Source organism: Phocaeicola barnesiae DSM 18169 = JCM 13652, from assembly GCF_000374585.1.
In the GTDB taxonomy this organism is placed as follows: Bacteria; Bacteroidota; Bacteroidia; order Bacteroidales; family Bacteroidaceae; genus Phocaeicola; species Phocaeicola barnesiae.
Window position 1 is genome coordinate 164,868 of the sequence record NZ_KB894647.1, and the last position, 19,420, is coordinate 184,287.

Genomic DNA, 19,420 nt, shown 5'->3' on the forward strand with positions numbered 1-19,420 from the left:
ATGTTTTATTACTCGTGTTTGCTTTCGATAAATATTTATCGTTTTTCGATATGCAAATATAGGCATTAAATTCGAACTTCCAAAGAAAAACAGAAATAATTTATCGTTTTTCGATATATTTTTATCCAATAACAGGATTATCGCTGAAAAAACGGGTATTTATACAGGATTCTTGCAGTCTGATAAGGAAAACCCTATCCGAAATAGGAATCTCCATACTTCACCATAGGGGTTTACCGTCTTTCGGGGCGTTTTTATTGTATATTTTTGTCCTACAACCAAAAACCAAAATTCTTATGAAGAACCTGATACAGACAACAGCATTGGCAGTCCTGTTATCCACCCTAACCGGCTGCGGACTCTATGACACTGCCAACCAACGTTCCCAACTGATGGGAAACCTTCATGAGGGGATGACCCGAAAAGAAGTGATCGCAACATTAGGAAAACCGGAATTCCGCCGTTTCAATAACGGAATCGAACAATGGGAATACCACAAGACACACTGGGGAGGCGAAAAGACCGTCATCACCCTGGATTTCCAGGACGACAAAGTCATCGCACTCGATTCTTACGACGGTACTTTTCCTCCGGTAACCGCCTACCCCCCGATAGGCACCTATCCTCCCTACCCCGAAAGCCAAGGCTACCCACAGCGTCCACAAAGCTGGTTCGATCTCCTTTACTGGCAAGTGAAGGAGAAACCGTTCAAAGACGACCGCTTGAAACTTCTGCAGGACGCAGCTTGCCGGTACCGCTTTACCTGCAGCGAAGTAGCCGAGCTGTTGAAACTATTCAACTTCGACGACGAACGCCTGGAAGCGCTGGAGATTCTGCAACCAGCCATATCCGATTATCGGAACAGCGACAGCATCATAGACAGCATGACATTCATCTCGGGAGAGAAGAAAGCAAAAGAAATATTGGCCCGAAGGTATCAGCCTCAACGCTCTTCGACAGATAAAGAGATAGATGTTATATATAATAAGGTAAAGAAAGCGTTTCCTTCCTCCGAACAACTGGCTACCCTGCGAAGAGAGGTTCAGAACAAACGGCTGACCTGCAACCAATGCGTCCGGCTGATGTCCATCTGTGACTTCGACAAGGAGCGCCTGGAATTTCTCAAAATTCTAGCTCCACATATCAAAGACTACTATCAGCAACAGGTCATCATCGACGCATTCACCTTCTCTTCAGGGAAAAAGGATGCTCAGAAAATACTGGATCAATACCTTCCCTGAAAACGAACGTTCGTTTCAAACAAAGCAGGCGTTCGTTCTACTCATTTCGAACGTTCGTTTTACTAAAAATAAACGTTCGTTTTATAGTACCTCTGTAAATACCTCTCCACCCGAACTCATGGATTACGTCTGACCCTCCTTTTTACAGCCAGGATTATGTCTGAAAAACATCGGAAACGCACATTCTGGCGGGGAAACAGGAAAGTACGGCAAAACTTGTCAGCATCCAAGGTCAAAATGTCAGTCTCCTCCACAAAAATCAGGGTTGAATCTTTTGGCACGCCATTTGCTTAAGATAAGACGTAATGCTTCGGCACTACAGAATAAACTAATCAGATAATAAAAATAAAAAAAGATACAATTATGGGAAAGATTATTGGTATTGACTTAGGAACTACAAACTCATGTGTTGCCGTATTCGAAGGTAACGAACCAGTGGTAATCGCTAACAGCGAAGGTAAACGTACTACTCCTTCTGTGGTAGGTTTCGTTGACGGTGGCGAACGTAAGGTAGGTGACCCGGCTAAGCGTCAGGCTATCACTAACCCGAAACGTACAGTATACTCTATCAAACGTTTCATGGGTGAAACTTACGATCAAGTTCAGAAAGAAATCTCTCGTGTACCGTATTCAGTTGTAAGAGGTGACAACAATACTCCGCGTGTAGACATCGACGGCCGTCTGTACACTCCGCAGGAAATTTCAGCCATGATTCTTCAGAAAATGAAGAAGACAGCCGAAGACTACCTGGGTCAGGAAGTGACAGAAGCAGTCATCACAGTTCCGGCATACTTCTCAGACTCACAGCGTCAGGCTACCAAAGAAGCCGGTCAGATTGCGGGTCTGGATGTAAAACGTATCGTAAACGAACCGACTGCCGCTGCTTTGGCTTACGGTGTGGATAAGGCAAACAAGGATATGAAGATTGCCGTATTCGACCTCGGTGGTGGTACATTTGATATCTCAATCCTGGAATTCGGTGGCGGTGTATTCGAAGTATTGTCAACCAACGGTGATACTCACCTGGGTGGTGATGACTTCGACCAGGTAATCATCGACTGGCTGGTACAGGAATTCAAGAACGACGAAGGTGCAGACCTTACTACTGACCCGATGGCTATGCAGCGTCTGAAAGAAGCAGCAGAAAAGGCTAAGATTGAATTGTCTTCTTCTACTTCAACCGAAATCAACCTGCCGTATATCATGCCGGTAGCCGGTGTTCCTAAACACTTGGTTAAGACTTTGAGCCGTGCCAAATTCGAACAGTTGGCTCACAACTTGATTCAGGCTTGTCTGGAACCTTGTAAGAAAGCCATGAGCGACGCAGGTCTGAACAACGCCGACATCGACGAAGTAATCCTGGTAGGTGGTTCTTCACGTATTCCGGCCGTTCAGAAACTGGTAGAAGATTTCTTCGGTAAAGCTCCGTCAAAAGGTGTAAACCCGGACGAAGTAGTAGCCGTAGGTGCTTGTATCCAGGGTGCCGTATTGAACAAGGAGGCTGGTGTAGGTGACATCGTATTGCTGGATGTAACTCCGTTGACACTGGGTATCGAAACCATGGGTGGTGTGATGACCAAGCTGATTGAAGCTAACACGACTATTCCTTGCAAGAAGAGCGAAATCTTCTCTACTGCAGCCGACAACCAGACTGAAGTTACTATCCACGTACTGCAGGGTGAACGTCCGATGGCCGCTCAGAACAAATCAATCGGTCAGTTCAACTTGACTGGTATTGCTCCTGCCCGTCGTGGTGTACCTCAGATTGAAGTAACTTTCGATATCGATGCCAACGGTATCTTGAAGGTATCTGCCAAGGATAAGGCTACCGGTAAGGAACAGGCTATCCGTATCGAAGCTTCATCTGGCTTGAGCAAGGAAGAAATCGACCGTATGAAAGCTGAAGCAGAAGCCAATGCAGAAGCCGACAAGAAGGAAAAGGAACGTATCGACAAACTGAACCAGGCCGACAGCTTGATCTTCACTACTGAAAATCAGTTGAAGGACCTTGGCGATAAGATTCCGGCTGACAAGAAGGCTCCGATTGAAGCAGCTCTCCAGAAACTGAAAGACGCTCACAAGGCTCAGGATTTGGCTGGTATCGATGCTGCAAGCGCTGAACTCCAGACTGCATTCCAGGCAGCCAGCGCTGAAATGTATGCTCAGACAGGTGCTCAGGGCGGTGCACAGGCTGGTCCTAACGCTGGTCAGGCAAACAACAACCAGAATGCTGGCAAGAACGATAACGTTCAGGATGCTGACTTTGAGGAAGTTAAATGATTCCGATAAGTAAACAAATAATAAACAATAAGCAAAAGCGTGCAGCTCAACGAGTTGCACGCTTTTTGCGTTTATAGGGTTCATGCTTTCTATGTGTTTTCTATGGGCTTTTTTATCTCTTATTTGCGACATATTTGCGACAAGACAAAAAAGTAGATAATGTGGAACTAAATCAGTATCATAAACGTTGCACCCATATACATTGTTCTGGATTTAATTTTCTAACTTATTGGGGCTATACCAAGCAATAAGGATATTGCTAAGAAAGCCATAAGTAAGGTAAAAACTAATATGAATATTGCCATGTGATTCTATTGTTGTTTATGGTTTGATAATAATGCGCCAATAGCCAGTTTTATCAGATTCTTCATGGATGAGAATACCTCTGTCCTTAAGATTCTTTATCTGTTTCTTGACACCTTGCAAAGAGATACCCAATCCATTTGCCATTTTTTCACGGGTTATCATTGGGTTTGATATAACCATATCAATGATACGTTGAGCCGTCCTACCAACAGGTTTATTGAGATTCTGTTTTACAGGGTACCTTTCGAGGGTACTTTTTTCGTTTACAGGGTACTTTTTCACCGAACTTTCTTCGTTTACAGGGTACTTTTCGAGGCTACTATTTACTCTGTTGGCGACTTCCTCTATAGGTATCCTTCCGTTCTCTCCCCAATTCAAATTATAGAATGTGGTATAGAAAGAAATTGCTTACGTTTGATATTGTGGTTCTTTGCCTGGTAAGAAATTAGGCAGTTTCTCCGTAAGTTCCCGCATTTTCCTTAAGCCCGAACCACGTTTCTCCATACGGTCCAACTGAGTAAACATATCCGCAATAACTGGATTACGGCGCATGGACGGCACTTTGTATATGTCTCGGTCTTGGATTTGCGTGCCATCAAGCATTGCGCCGGGTGATACCAATTCTACCCGGTCATCATAGATGTCAATATGTACTTCACCACCCATTACTGTGTTTATTCCATAGAACAAACTGCCACCGCCTATATTAGCAAAAGCCGACACAGATTTAAGCCATGACTTTACTTTCTTACGTTCCAGCATTTCCTTAAAATCGTAAGACGAGCATTCCGCTATAAGTATGTTATCGTGTATTTGCATGATTTTCTTGCTGTTGTATGGGCACAATACTCCAATTTCAATTACAAACATACATAAAAAAGCTCATTTCCCTTCCAGCTCGAATGAGAAAACCGGATTAGGGAGAAGAAATCTACGTAAAATCTATTCCTGAATATAATTTTGTAATAGATTTCTGAGTATTTTCCATACCTTTGTATATGTGATAATTAATAACCAAAGGAATCGTGGCAAAGAATTTTGAAATACGGAATAGTACGGCAGAGTTTCTTACCTTTATTGCCGAGGGTAAGGAGAATGGCATACAAGTGTTATATAAGGATGAAACAATTTGGGCAACCCAAAAAGCAATGGCTGAATTGTTTGGCGTTGACAGAACGGTTATAACAAAACATCTAAAAAACATTTTTGACAGTTTAGAATTAGAGCAAGAATCAGTATGTGCAAAATTTGCACATACTGCCGAGGACGGTAAAACATACAATACCGCATTTTACAACCTTGACGCCATAATTTCCGTTGGCTACCGCGTTAATTCTATCCGAGCCACACAATTCCGCCAATGGTGTACATACGTTCTACGCCAGTTTGCCATCCGTGGGTATGTCATAGATAAAAAGCGGATGGAAAACGGCTCATTCATCGGGGAGGATTATTTTGAGCATCTGCTTGCCGAAATTCGCGAGATACGTCTGAGTGAACGGCGCTTTTACCAGAAACTTACAGATATATACGCTACGGCCATAGATTATAGCAAGAGTGCGCCCACAACACGTCTGTTTTACAAAAAGGTGCAGAACAAAATGCATTATGCGGTACATGGACATACGGCAGCGGAACTGATTGTTGACCGTGCAGATGCACAGAAAGAGCACATGGGCTTGACCACATGGGAGAAGGCTCCGGACGGAAAAATAGTAAAACCGGATGTAAGTGTTGCCAAGAATTACCTTAAAGAAAATGAACTGGAGGCAATGGGACGTATCGTCAACAGTTTTCTTGATATAGCGGAAGATATGGCGAAACGCCATATTCCGATGACGATGGAGGATTGGGCGAAACGTATTGACAAATTTCTGGATATAACGGACAGATCTATTCTTTCCGATGCAGGAAAGGTCACGGCTGAATACGCCAAAGAGTTTGCCGAAACGGAGTTTGAAAAGTATCGTGTCATTCAAGACCGCCTGTTTAAGTCCGACTTTGATAAATTGGATGACAAAGATTTGCCCTCACTTGATTTTACACCAGACAACCCATAACCAAGTCATGAAGAAATCGCAACTGTTACTGAAAAAAGACTTAGTGATGCAGTTTTTGTTGTCATTTAACATTGATATTCTCTGCGTTTTCCTTTCGTTATTTTCGGTAGAAAATCGTACTTTTGCAGTAAAGAGCTGTGGTTGCTTATGGATGCTTATTTTTGGGTTTCCGCTATATTTGCAACACGTTCATGCAAGTCGCTGATAGATATAATGTATTGATTTTGAGGAAGTCAAATGATTCCGATAAGTAAACAAATAATAAACAATAAGCAAAAGCGTACAGCTCAACGAGTTGCACGCTTTTTGCGTTTATAGATTACAATCAGCTCTACAGATACTATACACGTAATGCAGGTTCCGGCTGATAAAGGTTTCAACAGGTAAAGGATGAGCTGTCAATACCTCTTTCACGTTGTCTGAAAGGCCGAAACCAGACTGCTTCAATACAGCTTCCTTTCTTGTCCACAAGCAGGCAAATTCGACATCCGGCCGCGAAGACGATTTTATCTGTCTCAGTTCTTCCTGATTCATGGCATAGCGCGCTACCTGTTCATCGAAACTACTGACCAGTTCAATATCCACACCGACCGGATTATCGTCAAGCACACAAATGACAGCTTCCGGACAATGGCTGATGCTGAAATGAATATCCGGATAACCTACCAGCATCGGTTTGCCATATTTTCCGAACTCAAACAGTGGCACAGAAGTGATACCATATCCTTTACGTAACCCTTCGCAAAGCAGAAGATACGCCCTGACACACAAACGTCTGTCCAACTCAGTCCTGTACTTTAAAGCATATTCCCGACGCTGCCCGGAAATTTCCTGCCAGGCAGCATCGAGATTAAAACTCCAGATATCTTCTGTCAACAATACCATATCATTCTACAGGCTCAGCCTGGCATGTGTCAGCTTATGCAGGACAAAAATGGCTAAAATCTCCAACAGATAGGCTACCAGATAGCTATACCAAAGGTACTGCGGAGCATAATGGAAAAACAACAGAAGTACCGGAATGACGGTAAGCGAGAGCGCAAAGGATATGAAAAGGGCCATGCAGTCCTGCTTATACAGTTTATACACAATCATGATGAGATAGATGTAACAGAACGGTATGAAACTGACGGCAAAAATCCGGAACACATGATTGCACTCGGCTATCACTTCCGGACTGTCTGCCCCGAAAGCCCGGGAAATCACTCCCGGGAAAAGACAGATAAGCAGACAGGTCACTGCCATAGAAACCGTAATAAAGAGGAAAGACTTCCTCAGAATCAAGTTGAAAGCATGATCATCGTTCTTTCCTATCTGAACAGCCCCCAATGACTGGAGTGTCCGGCAGGTTCCCGAAATATACATGTTGTATATCTGCAAAAGATTCATACATACGGCAAACACAAAGATGCCGTTCTGTCCCTTGGCAGAAAGAAAGACATGATTGGCCGAAACCAATAACAACGTCAGACATACCGAAGCAATGGCCAAAGGCGCTCCCTGCAGGACAATATTGAGGAATTCGGGCTTATCATGAGTCAATGAGAAAGTCAAGCTGTTCCCTTTTCCCTTGAAATGACGAAGCATAATAAGGATTCCTACCAGATGTCCTACCACAGTTGCGGCAGCAGAACCGGCTATTCCCCATCCGACATATTCGATGAAGACAATATCCAAGCACAGGTTGACCAGATTATCTACAATGATGGCCAAAGAAGCCAGACGCGGACTACCGTCCACGCCTATCACCGCCGATATTTCCCAAAGCATCATGAAAGATGGAGCACCTATCAGAATCACTTTCAGGTAATCATGAGTATATGTGAACAAATAGTCATCATGACAGAATGCCCGGGTAATGCTGTCGCTGAAATAAAATCCGGCACCCGTAAACAGCACTCCAACCAACAGACTCGCCACCATGGAAAGCGTAAAGATGTAACGGACACGTCTGCCGTCTTTTTGCCCCAAGGCAAAACCAATCAGCATACCTGCCCCCGAAGCCACCACCAGACTGATGGTAAACAGCAGCTGTATCATCGGAGAAGAAAGATTGACAGCACTGACTCCGTCTTCCCCGATCAGGTTACCCACAATAATTCCATCTACAACGGTTCCTACACTTGCAGATAAAGATATGAGGATAGATGACCACAGGTATCGCCAGAATACCACGGACAATTCCCGGTCTTTTTCGTTTGTTTCTTTCATCAATTACTCATTTTATAGATATACGTCAAAAGCATCCAGATTCAGTTCAAAGTCGGTCATCCGACCATTATCAGTCACCATCAACAAGGTTTTCTTCCCAATTGCAGGAAAGTCGGTCAACGTATGTTCCGATACTGTTGCTTTCATAATCATCCGCCGTTTAAATATCAAAGAAACCTAATCCACAGATTGCATGAAGCATGCGTTCTATATAATCCCACGATGTAGCAGACCAGTTGAATCCTAACCGGAAAAGAACCTGAGTCGTATAACTGTTATCCCGGTTCACATCGCTTGTCTTCTGCCCGTGAGCCATATCCTGATAAGCCAGCAGACTGGAAAGGATCTTGGCCTTGGTCGGGTCGCTCTTGGCCTTTTCCATCACCTCTTCGAATTGTTCCATTTCCACGAAATCGATACCTCCGGTAACAGATTTCAAGACCTCCAACACATCACCCAGAAACTGGGTATGGATATTGAACGGATGGAATACACAACATTCCTTTGGAGTGGAAGCCAGCAACAGAATCGCCTTCGAGACTTCGTTGATAGGAGAAAATTCCACCCTGGAAGTCCGCATCTCGTGAGGACAGCATCCCAGCATGTTGTATACCTTGATACGTCCCATAAACGAGTTAGTCAGGAAGTTTATCTGGAATTCTCCGTCCGTAGAACGTGCTGCCAGATTACCCACACGCATAATCTTGGCAGAAAGCCCTTGGGTAGCTATCGCTTCGAGTATCAGCCTTTCGGCCATGAACTTGGAATAGATGTATTTATTGCCCAAGTATTGTCCCATGTACAGTTTCTGCTCCGTAAACACTTCCTGACTGTCAGGTATACCATTGACACTCAATCCACGGGTACTTGCCGTAGAGATATGGACAAGGCGTGCATTCTTCTTCAGACAGAAATCCACGCAATGCTGGGCACCTCCTATGTTCACATCTTCGATGAAGGTACCTTCTGAGAAATGTTTCACGACAGCGGCACAATTGAATACAGTATCGACAGGAAGCGTTTCGTCGATAGTCTGTGTCACATCTCCCAATACCAGATGGATCCGATTGCCGAACAAAGACGAAAATTCATCGTCATGATAATAGAACAGCAACGTCTTCAAACGACGTTCAGCGGCTTCCAGATTCTTGTCACGCACCAGACAATAAATATGGGCTATATCGGAACCGATGAGTTCTTTCAGGATATGGATACCGAGATAACCAGTTGCACCCGTCAGCAAGACATTGCCCAACGACAGTCTCTCTCCTTTTTTGAATGCTTCCAATGTATTGGATTTCAAGAGGCTGTTGATTATTCCATAATCATAATCGGCAACTTCGTCCTGTCCGTCTGTTTCCTTATCTCCGTTCACCAAACGGGCCAACTGCCGCGGAGTAGGATGAGCGAAGACATCTCCGTAAGTAATACGCAAACCCGCCTTATCCGCTTCAATGATTACCCGGGTAACGACAAGCGATGTACCTCCGGACTCAAAGAAATTATCGGTTGCTCCCACCTTGTCTATTTGCAGGACAGACGCAAAGATGTCGCAGAAAATATGTTCCGTCGGATTGGCCGGAGCTTCATAAGCAGAACTGACAGCCAGCACCGGTTCCGGCAATGCCTTGACATCAGTCTTCCCGCTAGGTGTCATCGGCATCTTATCAACTTGCAGATAGGCTGTCGGAACCATGTATTGGGTCAGACTCTTCGAGATTTCCGCCTTTAAAGCATCCGGAGCAATGGGACGGTCGGCTGTATAATAGGCACACAAGTGTTCCTTGTCGTTCAGTTTCCGGATAAGGATGACAACCTTTTCCAGACCTTCCACTTTCAGCATGACATTCTCAATCTCACCCAGTTCGATACGCAGTCCCCGCAGTTTGATCTGGTTATCTGTTCTTCCAAGAATGACAATATCTCCGTCAGCATTCCATTTGGCATAATCACCAGATTTGTATACACGCTCACCCTGATAGGCAATGAAACGTTCGCGGGTCATATCATCCAGATTATTATAACCCCGTGCTACCCCACGGCCCCCGATATACAATTCACCGACTACTCCTACCGGCAATTCGTTGCCATCCTGGTCTACCACAAACTCTTTGACATTCAGCTGAGGTTTACCTACAGTCACCGAAACGGCATGAGTCAGTTCCTTGTTATTGGAAGCGACCGTCGTCTCTGTCGGACCGTAACAATTGAAAATACGTGCCGAAGTTTTTGCCTTCAGCAGTTCAAGCAACTGACCGGAGAATTTTTCTCCACCTGCACGTGCTATCCGGATATACCGGATAGCCTCTGCGAAATCCCCACTGGTAAGCCAAGTCAGCCAACGTGACGGAGTTCCAGACACCATATCGATACGCTGACCGCTGATGAGCCGAGCCAGTTCTATCGGATTGTTGGCCTGTTCTTCGGTGGCCAGAACCAATGTCTTTCCGTTGAAGAAAGCAGTCCCGATGTCCTGCAGTGCCGCATCGAAAGAAATGGTCGTCACACTCAGAATCCGCTCCGTATCTGCCTGAACAGCATGAGCAAGAACATTGGTCGGATGCGCAGTAAGGTAATTACATATTCCTTCGTGACGAAGCATCACTCCCTTAGGCTTACCGGTAGAACCACTGGTATAGATGATGTAAGCCAAATCATCCGAAGTAATGGAAGGTGCCCACCTTTCTATCGGATGCTTTACCAATCCTTCCACATCGATTACCTTATCTTTTGGCAAACCCTTCGCATGATTGCCGTCGGTAATGATATAAGCGGAACCGGAATCCTCGAGGATATATTTTACACGGTCCGCCGGATATTCAGGATCGCAAGGGATGTAGGAGGCCTCAGCCTTCAAGACTCCGAAAAGAGACAGTATCAACCGGCTGCTTCGAGGCAACAGAAGAGCGACACGATCCCGAGGCAATACTCCTCTGGCCCGCAATCCCGATGCGATACGGTCCGTAAGCTCATCCATTTCTGCATAGGTAAATGTAGCGTCGCAAGCCACCAATGCTTCCCTGTCAGGTGCCACGACAGCATAATGATGAATACATTCGTGGAAAAGTCTGAACGGCGATTCACCGCTACCCGTTGTCCGAACTTTATCCAATGCTGTAGCCTGTTTCCGGCTGACGATGGAAAGCGACCGGATTCGTTCAGACGGCATCTGCATCATCCTCTCGACAACCGCAACAATGCTTTCAGCCAACGCCTCCCCTACGGAACGACTATATAACGCATCGTCATATTCAACCACTACTCCCTGAGACTGGATTTGAATATTGATTTTAAACTTAGGCACATCCAGTTCCAACACTTCCTGGCCGATAGATTGTCCCTTCAAGCTGTATGCCGAAAGCACACCCACCTGATAGGCATACGCAATGGCCGGCTGGAAACCATAATCGGATGCGATACGGGCAAACGGATAATTCTCGTTCTCCAACGTCTCCGTAAAAGTCCGGCTGGCTGTCTGCAGAAAGTCTTCCACGGTAACATCATCGACAGAAAGTCCCAATGCCAACGTATTGACAAACATACCGACAGTCTCACTCACTTTCAGGTTACTTCGTCCACCGCTGACCGTACACAAATAGACATCCCGATTATTGGTATACCTGGAAACGACATACGTCACTGCCGCATAGAACAGATGAGCCGGAGTAATATCATGGCTCCGGCAGAAACGGGCCACTTCCTCGTGATTGACCGGACAACAAGCCTCCCCTATCCTGCTTTCCTTATCGGTTTTCTGAAGGTCTGCAGGAACCTCACTGGCTCCTTCGCATGCCTGGAGCTTTTCGGCAAAGAACTTTTCAGCTTTCCGGAAAGATTCGGTCTGCTCTGCCTGCATCTGGTCGTGGACAAAATCCAGGAAAGTATAGGTCTCCTTACTGACAGTCTGCCCTTCCAATGCCTCACTGACCTGACGGATAAACAAATCCACCGAACCACCGTCGAATATCAGGTGATGGACATCCATCAGCAGATGAACAGCCGAAGGTGTCTCTATCACTTCAAAACGCCAGAGCGGTGCCTTCTGAAGATTAAACGGTCTGACAAACTCCTCCTTATAGAGTGTGAGCTCCTCTTCCGTCATGGCCTTTACCGGCACCTGTATGGCAAGATCTGCATCCAAGTATTGTCTGACTCCCTCGCCCTGTGTTTCAAAACGGATGTTCATGGCAGTATGAGCGTGAATCACCGTTTTGACGGCATCTGCCAGTTGACAGGCATCAGTCCCCGACGGGTAAGTCAGCAGACAGGGTATGTTATAGACCGTAGAGAACGGATTCTTCATACATTCAAAATAAACGCCGGTCTGTGCATACGACAAAGGAGCTGAAGTAACAATTTCCTTTTTTACGGCTTCTTCCTGTCGTCCATCCGCAGAAGCATCATGAAGCATCTTACGGAGGATTTCGTTTTCAATGGATTGCAAGGTTCCATTCTTCACCAGCGACTTGGCATCGACAACCACTCCATAACGCTTGTTTATCTGAACAGCCAATTTGATGGCTGTAATGGAAGTAAGCCCGGCATAACCCAACACGGTAGTAACTCCAAAATTCTCGTGGTTAACGATGGCGGCAATCAACTGATGCAGCTCAGTTTCCAATACATTCATCGGAACATTCCCTTCCGCTACCGATACCGGTTTCTTTTCCGGCTTCGGCAACACCCGTTTGTTCACCTTCTGATTCTGGTTCAACGGAATACTGTCTATCTGCATCGTGACAGCCGGTACCATATAAGGCGGCTTCTCTTCCAGAATAAACCGATTCAGGGCTTCAATATCTATCTATTCATCACTGACGATATAGGCGGCAATGAACTTACCTCCTCCTTCCTCATCAAATGCCTGGACAGTCGCATCCTTGATGCCAGGAAACTCACGGATAATACCTTCCACTTCTTTCAGTTCGATACGGAAACCACGGATTTTCACCTGGCCATCCCGACGCCCTACGAACTGAATATCGCCGGACGGCAAGTAGCGGACGACATCGCCCGAACGATAAATACGTGCATATTTCTCATTGTCCGTAAACGGGTTGGCGATATAGACTTCCTGCGTCTTTTCAGGACGGTTCAGATACCCACGGCTGACCTGGGGACCGGAAATCCATAACTCTCCGGCTGCTCCTACCGGCAACCGGTGTCCATGATTATCCACAATGTACAGTTTCATATTATCCAATGGCTTACCAATCGGAATTTCCTTCAGTTTCTGCGTAATCCGATAGGCTGTGACAAGGATAGTGGTCTCAGTAGGCCCATAGACATTATAGAAGTTATATTCCTGAGGAGGAGCGAGCGAAACCAGTTTCTCACCACCGGTAGACAAATGTCTGAGCGAACGATTCTCGATACTGGTAGCAAACTGGTAACCTACCTGGGTAGTCATGAACGAATGTGTAACCCCATTCTGCTCCAGGTATTCATTCAGCGCCATCAAGTCCAGACGGATTTCTTCAGGAATGATGCAGACCGTCGCTCCACATGTCAAAGCCGGATACATATCCATCATGCTGGCATCGAATCCGAAACTGGCGTATGCTGCCACCTTATCACCGGCATGCAAGCCATAATAGGACTGGTACCAATGACAGAAAGCCACCAGATTGCCGTGCTCCAATTGGCAACCTTTCGGTATTCCGGTAGAGCCACTGGTATAAAGCAGAATGAACAGGCTGGATGGTGACGGCGCAACAGGCTGGACTTCCGCCCGAGGCAAATCCATCAGTTCACCGGTAAACAATGTCTCCCCCTGGAACTCATCGGCCAACGGACGTAGGCCTTCATCTGCAATCAGTAGACTTACACCGGCATCTTTCATCATGAAATTCAGACGTTCCTTCGGATAAGTCGGGTCCAGCGGCTGATACGCACATCCCGCCTTCAGGACTCCCATCGGAATGATACCCATCCATTCGCAACGTGGAATCAGGATTGAAACCACATCTTCAGCTCCTAAACCCATCGACGCGATGCGGGCAGCAATCCGGTCGCTGATTTCATCTATCTGTGAATAAGTAAAGCGTTTATCCTTATAAATCAATGCCACGTTATCGGGAGTCGCTTCCGCCTGTCTGCGGAACAACGAGACGATGGTCTGGGTATCATCGTATTCACAGTCTGTCCGGTTGAAAGAATCCAATACAGTTGTCTGACTTTCAGTAACGATGCTGATGTCACGCAAAAACTCCTGCGACAGGAAACCGTTCACTACTGCCTCATAGCTTTCCATGAACTGACAGACAAGCTCTTGCGAATAGGCCTTGGCGTTGTATTCAGCAACAATCTGACACTTTCCGTTTTCAATGAAGGCCTTCAGGTACAACTGAATGTCCAGCGGACTATCCATCAGCCAAGTTCTTTTCATGGGTTTCCCCATCATCTGCTCATTGTCAAAAAGTTCCCCATGCCAGGCAAACATGTTGTCATATTGAGGGGCGATGTCCTGCATGAAATCTACAAACGAATAGGCTTCGTGTTTCCGACAGCCGCCCATCTGTTCCTGCCCGTTCCGAAGAAGTTCCATGACAGAGGTATCAGAAGTAAATTTCGTAAAGACCGGAACAGACTTGACAAACATACCTATCGTTCGTGCCAGACGCTTGTCCGAACGACCGTTATAGACCGTAGTAAAAAAGGATTCCTGTTCATTGTTGTATTTGGCCAGCAAGAAAGCATACGCCATGGTAAAGAAGTTGCTCTTAAAAATGCCGTGTTCTTTACAGAAAGCATCCACAGCCTCCAGATTAACCGCCAATGTACGTCTGAGTGTCCCTTCTTCCCGTCCCTCTTCTTCCAAATCGGGTGTAAGTCCGGTAAACGTATCGGCACAGTCAAAATTCCGGGCATACCATTGCTTCCCCTCCTCAAATTCAGCCGTAGCACGCAATCCGACTTCCTCTGTAGCCTGTTCGCACAGCGTGATACATTCAGGAGCAATCGGTTCCCCGTTATAAGCCGTTTCTATATCCTGGAGAAAGATGGCCTGCGAAGTCCCGTCATTGACAATGTGGTGAATATCTACAAATAAGTGGAAATATTCGGCATCCTTGAACAGACGTATCCGGAACAAGCGGTCTTTATGAAGGTCGAACGGCTGAATCAGGCCGGAAAGAGCCTGGTCAATGTCCTCAACCGGTTCAACATCCAACGACCACGTTTCTTCGGACAGGCCAACACTCTGCACCGGTTCGTTGTCATCGTTCAATGCAATTCTCGTGAACAAGGCCGGATGTGCCATTACTGTCGCTTCAACTGCCTTACACAGTTTCTGACCGTCCAGGCTACCATCCAAACGAAAAACAAATGCCGTATTATAATAAATTTCACCCACATGGTTCATGCACTCCACATAGATGCCATATTGTGATTTCGATAAAGGTGCTGTCTGTTTCATAATACAAGATTATTAGATAGGATTCATATTATTCCAATGTCAGAATCTGTGAAAAACCTGTCATATCAAAAACAGATTTCACCTCCGGATTCAGATGACGGAGTATAAATTTACCTTTTTTTGAAACAATGGATTTATGTAACATCAACAAGATACGGAGCCCCGCACTGCTGATATATTCCAACCCGGAACAGTCCAACACAAGATTTATCTGGGGAGTGCATGTATATGCCGACAGTGAATCCCCCAATTCTGTGGCAGAAAGTGTATCCAGACGTCCGTCAACCTTAGCGACGGTTTCTTCTCCATTCTGTATAATAGCTACATTCATAGTAATATATTCTTTAATGTCCAATAAAAAGCTGTTTAAATCTTCCTGAAGACCGATTTACCCGATGTCATGAACCTCTTTCAATCCAATGGCTTCTGTCGGACAAACCAAGGTACACAGGCCACAACCCACACACTTTGTCTCTTCTACCTGCGGACGATGGCCGTCCCAACGGATAGCCTGATGTCCTCCGTCCTGACATGACAGATAGCACCTTCCACACCCGATACAGGACTGACGGTCTATCTCACAGACAAGCCGACGATTCCGGTTCAGTTGTTCAGGCAAAACGATATGTGGCAATGCCTTCCCACGGAATTCCTCCACCCGGTTATATCCCTTCTCCTGCATATAGATGGAAAGGCCTTCTTTCAGATGATCGATAATCCGGTATCCATATTCCATGACAGAAGTACAGACCTGTACGGTATCACATCCCAGCAACAGAAAATCCATGGCATCACGCCAGGTTGTAATTCCTCCTATTCCGCACAAGGACACGCCGGCCAAGGGTGGATAAACTGCCAGATCGCGGATGAACCGCAGTGCAATCGGTTTTACAGCCCGTCCTGAATAACCACCTACGGCAGATTTTCCCTCAATATCCGGAAAAGAAGAATAGTTCTCCGGATGAATGCGGGTGATACTCTTGATGGTATTGATGGCAGCTACAGAATCAGCCCCGCTAGTTACGGCAGCCACAGCCAACGGCTCCATGTTCCCCGCATTAGGAGTCATCTTTGCTATAATAGGCAGACCACATCCTTTACGGGTAGCCTGTGTATAAAGTGAAATCAACTCCGGAGACTGTCCGATGTCACTGCCCAACCCTTGCTTGGCCATCTGCGGACAGGAGAAGTTACACTCCACCATATCAGCTCCTGCCTCTTCCGCCATACGCGCGAGAGTGGTCCATTCCTCAGTAGTCTGTCCCATGATGGAAGCAATGATTACCTTCTCAGGATATTTTTCTTTCAACCGACAGAGAATATCGAAATTTTCTTCGGCAGTATAAGGTGAAAGCTGTTCCAGATTCTTGAACCCTTGAAATGAGGATGAACTTCTGGGCGGCAAACAGTCGAAACGGGGGGAAACCTCCCGGGTCTGATAAAAACTGATGGTCTTATAAGCCACCCCAGCCCATCCCTGATCAAAAGCACGGCAACACATTTCATACGAGGAGGCTATAGGTGAGGATGCCAGCAGGAAAGGATTCTCACACCGCACTCCACAGAAATCCACCGACAAGTCAGCCTTTCCGTTCACCTGCTTTTTTGTCTGACCGGACACAGCCCGACAGATGTCCCGTATCTGTATAGCATGGTCTATACGCCCACGGGCACAAGCTTTTTCACATTTCGGATCATTACAGTTCAAGCAAGCAGTACCATCCCCCAACCGTAATCCAGCTCCTGATTCATTGTCTATATGACAGCTGCCGGACGTACGTCAGCCGGACATACCAAATCACAAACGGGACGGAAGCACATAAGACATCTGTCGGCATCCGCCATAACTGTTCTATCCTTTTTCATAAAAGTCTGTGTTTCATAGAAAGCTATGTCACTATCCGATGAATGGACAGCATGCAGCTTTACTGAGGTTATTATTCATTTGCATCTTTCAAATGTAATGATTAATCTTCAGCCTGTCAAAATAATCTAAAAAAAATTATGATTTTATCCATCTTCTGCCTTGCTACGACTGAAAGTCTTACAAATCAGACACAAACAAGGCTTATACATCAACGCATATCGGAAGTTCAACAAAAAAACGGTAAAGCCCTCCGGACAAGATAAGTTTTTCGACTATTTTATATAGCTTTGTACCATAATGAACCTATAAAAAGACCGATTGATATGAGAACACACTATCTGACACTGGCTCTCGCCGCCCCGATAGCTACCCTGCAAGCCGTTGCTGCAACCTCGAACGGGAACCAGCCGACTGCTTCTACAGACAAACCGAACGTCATCCTTATCTATGCCGACGATTTAGGCTACGGCGATTTGGAATGTTACGGAGCCAAGAACGTACAAACACCCCATATAAACCGTTTAGCTCAAGAAGGTATCCGGTTTACCGACGCACATGCTGTCGCAGCTACCAGTACTCCTTCCAGATATTCCCTATTGACCGGAGAATACGCCTGGAGAAAACCGGGAACCGATGTAGCCGCCGGAAATGCCGGAATGATTATCAGTCCGGGACAATTCACCCTGGCCGATATGTTCAAGAGTGTAGGATATGCCACAGGAGCTATCGGAAAATGGCATCTCGGACTGGGAGAAAAAACCGGAGAACAGGACTGGAATGCCCCTCTCTCATCTACACCCGCCGACTTAGGTTTCGACTATCATTACATCATGGCTGCTACCGCCGACCGCGTGCCCTGTGTCTTCATCGAAGATTCTCAAATAGCCAATTATGACCCTTCGGCCCCTATCGAAGTATCTTACAGACAGAATTTCCCGGGAGAACCTACCGGAAAGGACAATCCCGAACTGCTTTACAACCTGAAGCCGAGCCACGGGCACGACATGTCCATCGTAAACGGTATCAGTCGGATAGGCTATATGAAAGGAGGAGGAAAAGCATTATGGAAAGATGAAAATATCGCCGATTCCATCACCACACATGCCATACAGTTCATTGAAAGCCACAAAGACGAACCTTTCTTCCTCTATTTCGCCACGAACGATGTCCATGTCCCCCGTTTTCCGCACGACCGCTTCCGTGGGAAGAACCCCATGGGTCTGCGCGGAGATGCCATCGCACAGTTTGACTGGTCAGTAGGAGAACTGCTGAACACGCTTGACCGTTTAGGACTGACTGAAAACACGCTGGTGATATTATCCAGCGACAACGGTCCGGTAGTAGACGACGGTTATGCAGACGAAGCGGAAGAACGGTTGAACGGGCATCGTCCGTCCGGTCCGTGGCGTGGTAACAAGTACAGCGCTTTCGAAGGAGGAACTGCCGTACCAGCCATCGTTCGTTGGCCAGCCCGAATCCAACCAGGAAAAGAATCCGGAGCACTCATTTCGCAGATAGACTGGATGGCGTCGTTAGGAAAACTGATAGGCGCCCGACTTCCGAAAGAATCAGCTCCCGACAGTTGGAACCGCTTAAGCACCTTATTAGGAGATGATGAGACAAATCGTCCCTGGGTCATGGAATATTCTTCCAACCATGTCTTATCTGTCAGATCCGGAAAGTGGAAATACATCGACCCGAGTGATGGTCCTGCCATGATTCCGTGGGGACCTAAAATAGAAACCGGTAACCTGAGTACGCCTCAACTGTACTTATTGGATGAGAATGTATACGAACAGGAAAATGTAGCTGAAAAATATCCTGCCAAGGTATTCGAGCTGCAAAAGATAGCACGCAGGGTACGTACCAGTTCCATCTACCATGAAAACAAATAATAGATTCTTCTGTGCAGACAGCCCATCTAACAGGCAACAGTAATGATGTGCGTCTGCAAGTTATAGGTATATTTTCAGCCATCCATCAGCTTGGAATTGTTTATTGCTGTGTACCTAATCAGTTATAGAATTTCCTATCAGTG

11 protein-coding genes and 2 pseudogenes are annotated in these 19,420 nt (G+C 46.1%); 4 read left to right on the forward strand and 9 right to left on the reverse strand.

Going from position 1 to position 19,420, the window contains the following annotated elements:
- Nucleotides 1-296: 296 nt before the first annotated feature.
- Together C510_RS0106835 and dnaK are read left to right on the forward strand one after the other, a co-directional pair.
- Nucleotides 297-1,241 carry a DUF4476 domain-containing protein gene (locus C510_RS0106835; RefSeq protein ID WP_018710598.1) on the forward strand — a complete coding sequence of 315 codons (945 nt, stop codon included), beginning with the start codon at nt 297-299 and terminating at the stop codon, nt 1,239-1,241.
- A gap of 363 nt (nt 1,242-1,604) precedes the next feature.
- Nucleotides 1,605-3,521 carry a molecular chaperone DnaK gene (gene dnaK, locus C510_RS0106840; protein WP_018710599.1) on the forward strand — a complete coding sequence of 639 codons (1,917 nt, stop codon included), beginning with the start codon at nt 1,605-1,607 and terminating at the stop codon, nt 3,519-3,521.
- A 321-nt stretch (nt 3,522-3,842) separates the two neighbouring features.
- Here dnaK and C510_RS17050 read toward each other — a convergent pair.
- A pseudogene (locus C510_RS17050) lies at nt 3,843-4,499 on the reverse strand (ATP-binding protein); the annotation flags it as partial.
- Nucleotides 4,500-4,532: 33 nt separating this feature from the next.
- A pseudogene (locus C510_RS17915) lies at nt 4,533-4,697 on the reverse strand (AAA family ATPase); the annotation flags it as partial.
- Between the two features lie 155 nt (nt 4,698-4,852).
- On the opposite strand from C510_RS17915, the gene C510_RS0106855 reads away from it, so the two are divergent.
- A complete protein-coding gene (locus C510_RS0106855; protein ID WP_018710602.1) occupies nt 4,853-5,887 on the forward strand; it encodes a virulence RhuM family protein in 1,035 nt (344 codons plus the stop codon).
- 312 nt (nt 5,888-6,199) lie between these two features.
- Here the strand turns inward: C510_RS0106855 and C510_RS16890 are convergent, their stop codons facing one another.
- The 7 genes from C510_RS16890 to preA are packed head-to-tail and all read right to left on the reverse strand — an operon-like array spanning nt 6,200 to nt 17,223.
- The gene (locus C510_RS16890) at nt 6,200-6,772 is read right to left on the reverse strand and encodes a 4'-phosphopantetheinyl transferase family protein (RefSeq protein ID WP_018710603.1); all 573 of its coding nucleotides are present in this window, start codon (nt 6,770-6,772) and stop codon (nt 6,200-6,202) included.
- Between the two features lie 6 nt (nt 6,773-6,778).
- Nucleotides 6,779-8,098 carry an MATE family efflux transporter gene (locus C510_RS0106865; RefSeq protein WP_018710604.1) on the reverse strand — a complete coding sequence of 440 codons (1,320 nt, stop codon included), beginning with the start codon at nt 8,096-8,098 and terminating at the stop codon, nt 6,779-6,781.
- 12 nt (nt 8,099-8,110) lie between these two features.
- Nucleotides 8,111-8,245, reverse strand: a complete 135-nt coding sequence (locus C510_RS17820; protein ID WP_261976287.1) for a hypothetical protein — start codon at nt 8,243-8,245, stop codon at nt 8,111-8,113.
- 13 nt (nt 8,246-8,258) lie between these two features.
- The gene (locus C510_RS0106875; RefSeq protein WP_018710606.1) at nt 8,259-12,851 is read right to left on the reverse strand and encodes a non-ribosomal peptide synthetase; all 4,593 of its coding nucleotides are present in this window, start codon (nt 12,849-12,851) and stop codon (nt 8,259-8,261) included.
- A gap of 51 nt (nt 12,852-12,902) precedes the next feature.
- The gene (locus tag C510_RS0106880) at nt 12,903-15,515 is read right to left on the reverse strand and encodes a non-ribosomal peptide synthetase (protein ID WP_018710607.1); all 2,613 of its coding nucleotides are present in this window, start codon (nt 15,513-15,515) and stop codon (nt 12,903-12,905) included.
- A 28-nt stretch (nt 15,516-15,543) separates the two neighbouring features.
- Nucleotides 15,544-15,846, reverse strand: a complete 303-nt coding sequence (locus C510_RS0106885) for an STAS domain-containing protein (protein WP_022339579.1) — start codon at nt 15,844-15,846, stop codon at nt 15,544-15,546.
- Between the two features lie 57 nt (nt 15,847-15,903).
- Complete coding sequence (gene preA, locus C510_RS0106890; protein ID WP_244870457.1) at nt 15,904-17,223, reverse strand: NAD-dependent dihydropyrimidine dehydrogenase subunit PreA; 1,320 nt, start codon at nt 17,221-17,223, stop codon at nt 15,904-15,906.
- A gap of 482 nt (nt 17,224-17,705) precedes the next feature.
- On the opposite strand from preA, the gene C510_RS0106895 reads away from it, so the two are divergent.
- The gene (locus tag C510_RS0106895) at nt 17,706-19,277 is read left to right on the forward strand and encodes a sulfatase family protein (RefSeq protein WP_018710610.1); all 1,572 of its coding nucleotides are present in this window, start codon (nt 17,706-17,708) and stop codon (nt 19,275-19,277) included.
- The last annotated feature ends 143 nt before the right edge of the window (nt 19,278-19,420 follow it).